The organism is Catenulispora pinisilvae (genome assembly GCF_015356865.1).
Classification (GTDB): Bacteria; Actinomycetota; Actinomycetes; order Streptomycetales; family Catenulisporaceae; genus Catenulispora; species Catenulispora pinisilvae.
The window spans coordinates 1-1556 of sequence record NZ_JAAFZA010000495.1 but is presented as its reverse complement, the minus strand read 5'-3'; the positions used below and the strand labels follow the sequence as shown (position 1 = coordinate 1556).

The following is a 1556-nucleotide window of genomic DNA, read 5'->3' as shown; positions in this document are numbered from 1 at the left end:
CCACTGCATGGTGACCAGGTCGCCGAACCACATGTGGGCCATCTCATGCAGGATGACCTCGGCGCGCTGCTCGTAGGCGGCGTTGGTGACCTTGGACCGGAAGATCATCTCCTCGCGGAAGGTGACGAAATGCGGCTCACCGCCCTGTGCGGCCGCCTCGACGCCGAACTCCGCCTCGGACTGCACACCGAGGCCCTCCCCGAACTCGAAGCACTCGCCGCCGAACACCCGCTGCGCGAAAACATCGCCGCAATCCTGATGCGCGCCCTATACGCCGACGGCCGCCAAGCACACGCCCTGGCCGTCTACGAACGCGTACGCACCGCCCTCACCGACCAACTCGGCATCGACCCCTCCGCAGAGCTGACCCGCATCCACCTCGCCGTGCTCCGCAGCGACCCCGCACTGACCACCGGCACGGCCAGCGCCGGCACGACCGCAGGCGCAGGCGCGGGCATAGGTACCGGCACAACCCCCGACCCGGTGACCACCACCACCCGCCGCACCAACCTCCGCACCCGCCTCACCAGCTTCGTCGGCCGCGACCAAGAAGTCACCCGCATCACCGAAACCCTCCAAACCTCCCGCCTGGTCACCCTCGTCGGCCCCGGCGGCGCCGGCAAAACCCGCCTCGCCGGCGAAGCCGCCACCCACCTACTCACCGCCCAACCCCGACACCCAGACATCCCCGGCATCTCAGAACGCCGCGACGGTTCAGAACGCAGCGAGATCCCAGACATCCCCGAGATCCCCGACGGCGCCTGGCTCGTCGAACTCGCCCCCGTCACCGACCCCGCCGAACTCCCCCAAGCCATCCTCACCGCCCTCGGACAACGCGAGATGCACGTCCTGCGCGGCGAACAACAAGCCACACCGGCGCGCGACGCCCTCGCCCGCGTCACCCGAGGTCTGGCCGGCCAGCGGCTGCTCATCGTGCTCGACAACTGCGAACACCTCGTCGACGCCGCCGCCCACGCCGCCGAGCACCTGCTCGAACACGTCCCCGGCCTGCGCGTCATCGCCACCAGCCGGGAACCGCTCGGCATCCTCGGCGAGCACCTGTTCCCGGTGCTGTCCCTGCCCCAACCCGCCGACGACACCGAAGCCGCCGCGGCGCTGGCCTCCCCGGCCGTGCACCTGTTCGCCGACCGCGCCGCCGCCGTCCAACCCGGCTTCGCCGTGCACGACGACAACGCCGCCGACGTCGTCCAGATCTGCCGCCGCCTCGACGGGTTGCCCCTGGCCATCGAACTGGCCGCGGCCCGGCTTCGGACGCTGCCGCTGCACGCCATCGCCTCCCGGCTCGACAACCGCTTCCGGCTGCTCACCGGCGGCAGCCGGACCGCCATGCCCCGGCACCAGACGCTGCGCGCCGTCGTCGCCTGGAGCTGGGAACTGCTGTCCGGGCAAGAGCGCGACCTGGCCGAACGGCTGTCCGTGTACCCCGGCGGGATCACCGCCGAATCAGCCACCGCGGTCCACTCGGCCCCGAGCGCGGAGATCGACGACCTGCTGGCCGCCCTCGTCGACAAATCCCTGCTCCAGCCCGTCGACCC

The 1556-nt window shown here is 71.4% G+C and carries 1 protein-coding gene and 1 pseudogene; one reads left to right on the top strand and one right to left on the bottom strand.

What is annotated here, in order from left to right; translation table 11 throughout:
- Positions 1-135, bottom strand: a pseudogene (locus IZR01_RS51910) (M1 family aminopeptidase); the annotation flags it as partial.
- Here IZR01_RS51910 and IZR01_RS49120 point away from each other — a divergent pair.
- On the top strand, positions 130-1556 hold a 1427-nt coding region (locus tag IZR01_RS49120; protein ID WP_228561460.1), incomplete at its 3' end, for an ATP-binding protein. The pseudogene IZR01_RS51910 and the gene IZR01_RS49120 sit on opposite strands and share 6 nt — an antisense overlap.